Annotated in this window: 3 protein-coding genes; 1 reads left to right on the top strand and 2 read right to left on the bottom strand. The window is 61.8% G+C overall.

Features of this window, described 5'->3' with window-relative positions; genetic code table 11:
* Positions 1-103 precede the first annotated feature (103 nt).
* Complete coding sequence (locus FJY88_12570) at positions 104-814, top strand: hypothetical protein (GenBank protein MBM3288169.1); 711 nt, start codon at positions 104-106, stop codon at positions 812-814.
* Between the two features lie 534 nt (positions 815-1,348).
* Here the strand turns inward: FJY88_12570 and FJY88_12565 are convergent.
* Positions 1,349-2,581 (bottom strand): hypothetical protein, encoded by a 1,233-nt coding sequence (locus tag FJY88_12565; protein ID MBM3288168.1) that lies wholly within the window; start codon positions 2,579-2,581, stop codon positions 1,349-1,351.
* 13 nt (positions 2,582-2,594) lie between these two features.
* Entirely contained in the window at positions 2,595-3,236 is a 642-nt protein-coding gene (locus FJY88_12560) for a hypothetical protein (protein MBM3288167.1), read from the bottom strand.
* Positions 3,237-3,686: the final 450 nt, after the last annotated feature.

Genomic DNA, 3,686 nt, shown 5'->3' with positions numbered 1-3,686 from the left:
GAGCTCGTGATGGATTGGCGGAGACCCGGGCGGGCCAGCGCGGTGAGCTCTCCACTACGCTCTAGTCCAGGCGACGACCCCGGAGCAAAGAGAACGTCCCTGTATGAATAGCGACCTCGACCTCAACGACAAGGACCTCGACCCCGAGCGTCTGGCTGACCTGGCGCTCCACAACCTGACCGTTCTTAATGAGATCTTCTCCTTCGTCTCATCTGACAGCGCAGACGAGGCTGCGGCAGAGCGGTGCTGTGTCGCCCTGGGCCGCCTTGGCGCAAGCGACCCCGAGCATCTGTCTCCCTATTGGAATTCCCTGGTCGAGTTCCTGAGGAGCGAGAGAAGGACTCTGCGAAGAACCGCCGCCCAGGTGATCGCCAATTTGGCCTGCGGCGACAAGGAAGGCCGGTTTGAGAAGATCCTCGACAACTACTTCGGACTTCTGAACGACGCGAAGGCCGATGTTGCTGTTGCGGTCGCCAGAGCGGCCGGAGCGATAGTCAAGAGCCGGCCCCAGCTAGAGCCGCTGATCACGTCGTATCTGTTGCGAATACCTCCGATCCCCACATCAGGCGGCTTCGAGGAAATGCTAGCTCTCCATTGGCGCGGTTACGTCAATGCCGCCGCCATTATATCGCTATCCGAGTACTTCGACGCAGCGAGAGACAAAGACGGGATACGGGAGTTCATCAAGAAGCATGAACGCTGCCTCCATCGCCTCGCAAGAATCAAGGCGCTGGAGTTCAAGGAAAGCAGAGAACGAGGCAGTGTAAGGCGTTGGTGGCGGCACCGCCGCCGGAAGTGGCGAGATCCAGACTAGGCATGTGTTGTGAGTCCGAGGGCGGACTTGTCGCAGACGAGATACTTGACCACGATGAGCTGCTGGGTGTCGCAGGCCGCAGGAGAGCCGCTTGCGCAAGTCGGATCCCCGTCGCGTCTTTGGCTCGGGCCAGAAGCCCTAGACCTCCGGCAGAGTGGGTTCTCCCTGTCCGCGTGGCCTCAGCATCCTCCTCAGCTCCATACAGTGCGCACCCGTGGCTGGGCGAAAGGTCTCGGTGAGGGCGACGGCGACCTGACATCTCTTCAGCCGCTCTGTCAGGGTCGAGTCGTCTCTCAGCAGATCCGGGTGACCCTCGAGCAGCTCCATCAGATGCGCAAGAGACGCGGATCGCTCGCGTCAGCATTGAATCCCGCGATATACTGCTCCACTGTCTTCGGGAAGCGACTAAGGCCGCAGTACGATAGGCCGAGGTTCTTGAATGCACTGCTACGAGCTGGATCGATGTAGGAGGAGGGGATCAGGCGGGGCTCGGCCTCCTCTGAATGCAGACCCAACAATGCTTCCGAGAGTGTCTTACGTTGCTTCCGGCGTCGGCCCACAATCATCTCGAAACATCAAGATCTGAGGGTCGAGTCGACTCAGGTCTGGAATCGGAGGGGTCTCGCGCAATGTGAAGTGCTGGTACCGTGGGAGATCGCGAAGCATGGTTAGCGCACCCCTCACCTCGGCGAGCCAGAGATCGTGTCGGCGAGATGGCAATCGCACGGGGAGAGCGGTAGGGGTAGGGATCGCCCGCCGGATCGACCTCGCCATCCCAGGTAGCAGCGCGCCCCCGCCAAGGAGAAGAACGCCGCGTTCCTGCAGGTCCGCGCTCGGTTCCGGGCCGAGCACGTCGAGGATCCGCCGAAGAGGCTGCAATACCCTCTCTCGCCAGATTCTCACGGGCCTCTGAAGATGTGGAGCAGGGACTCTTATGCGCACGGGTAACCCTCCCACGCAGTCCCAGCCCGAGTGGATAATGTCCCACTTCTGCTTTCGCCAATCCAGTTGGCAGGAGCGCTTCATCAGCTGATGAGCGTCCCAGAGCCCCATGGATACAAGAAGCTTGAGACGGATCTGATCGCGGATGGCAAGGTCCAGATCCTCGCCGCCGAGAGTAACCGTCTGAGCGGCAAGCACATGTCCCCCCGATAAGACGGCGATTTCCGTCAACCCAGCCCCCAACGAGATGAGGAGGATCGCTCGACGATCATCAATGTCGCCGCCGCTACCCAGGTACTGGCAAACAGAGGAGTGAGCAAGGAGGATGTGGCTTGCCCCAGCCTCCTGGGCCACGGCATGTCGGAGTTGTATCTGAACGGGGGAGCCGGTGACGGGAACGGTAAGAAGTACGCCGGGCCGTTGGGGATCGCCTCGTCTCGCGAGCGCGGTGAGACCCCTCCGGAGCATCCGCGCGGCGGCGTGACAGTCGCAGATGTGCCCGCGCTGCACGGGTCGGATGAGCTTGAAGCCTGGGGGCACGAATCGGTCGAAGTAGTGGGCGTCTGCCCCTAGGTACTCACGGTTGTCAGCGTCCAATACGAGGAGGTTCTGCTCCCAGTGGGGGATGTCCTCGTCGACACGGAGAATGCGGATGTGTCTCGATCCGAGGTCGACGGCAAACTCATAGTGCGGAGGTTCTTGCCGCCCGCGCTTCGACCCGCGGCGAGTCAACCTGCCCGGGAAATCGAATCTGCGACGATGGTCGTCCTTGATCTGGCCTCCAGACGCGCCTGGCCTGGAGGAGGCACTCGGCTTGATCCTCATTCGTGAGGTTCCATCAATACACGATTCCGAGCATGCGCTGAATCGCCCGGACCATCTCCTGATGCATCCGCTCTCGCTCCGGAGCCAGCAAAGCGTCCATCTGGCGCTCGAGTCGTTCGATCATGCCGTCGCCTTGGAGTTCGGCAAGGAACTCGTCGATAAGCGCAGGAATGGCCGGGTATGCTTCCACCGTGGCCGCAATCGCGGCCTCCCGCTCTGTCCTCAGCTCCTCAGGGCCGGTCCATGGCGTTCTCAAACGCCAGTGCCAAGTCCCGAGATAAGAGCAACGTGGGTGGATCACCGCTGTGAGCCAGGCACATCCTGCAGCAAGGACCTCGGGAGGAAGCCTGCAGGGTCTGTCGGCGGTCGCGTAGATGATCGGCGAGGCGACGCTGTTGTCGAAGACACCCTCATGGACAGGCCCGCTACCGTCCCCAGGGCTGACAGTTGCTGGAATCGCCATCGCTGTGGATGCCTCGCATGCAAAGGCAAGGCGTCCGAACCGTGCGCGGTAGGTCTCGGTGGGCATCCACGTGTAGTGGAATCGGTCCTCTGGAGGAGTGCTCTCCAGCCGCTGGACAAAGATCGCTCTCCCCCTCGCTGCGAGGATCCGATCAAGCCCAGCCCAGGGATCGATGTAGAAGAAGAACGGCATGCCGGGTGGATTGATGGGAAGATGCTTGTACCAGCTCTTGGCGCTGGGAACAAAGCGGCAGAACTCGATGACCTGCTCCTCGGTTGGCCGGGGGAATCCGGCAATGAGCGCGCGGTACTCGGACAGCGTCAGGACAGGGAGTTCGTGCGGTTCGGGTCGGCCCCGGAGTATGCGCATGGCTTTCCCCACGGCCCGCGGCAACGAGCCAGTCCACGGCGGCTTGTTTCCCTTGGGGCCACGATTCCCTCTTGGATCCTTCGTCTTCATCGGTCGATCCCCCAGCTCTCTTGGTCAGGATGCTCCGAATCCGCGCGCTTCCGGCGTCCTCTGCATTGGCACTGGTGAGTGATGCTCCAGTACCATGCACGCAAAGGCGCATCAACTCCTACCGGACGTTTCTCCTCCTCCGCCGTTCAGCGCGGTTGCGCTCCACCAGCGCCCTCTCGGCTT

This window comes from Candidatus Eisenbacteria bacterium (assembly GCA_016867495.1).
Lineage (GTDB): Bacteria > Eisenbacteria > RBG-16-71-46 > CAIMUX01 > VGJL01 > VGJL01.
Note: the sequence above shows the minus strand (reverse complement) of the source record. Positions and strands in the feature narration are given on the sequence as shown.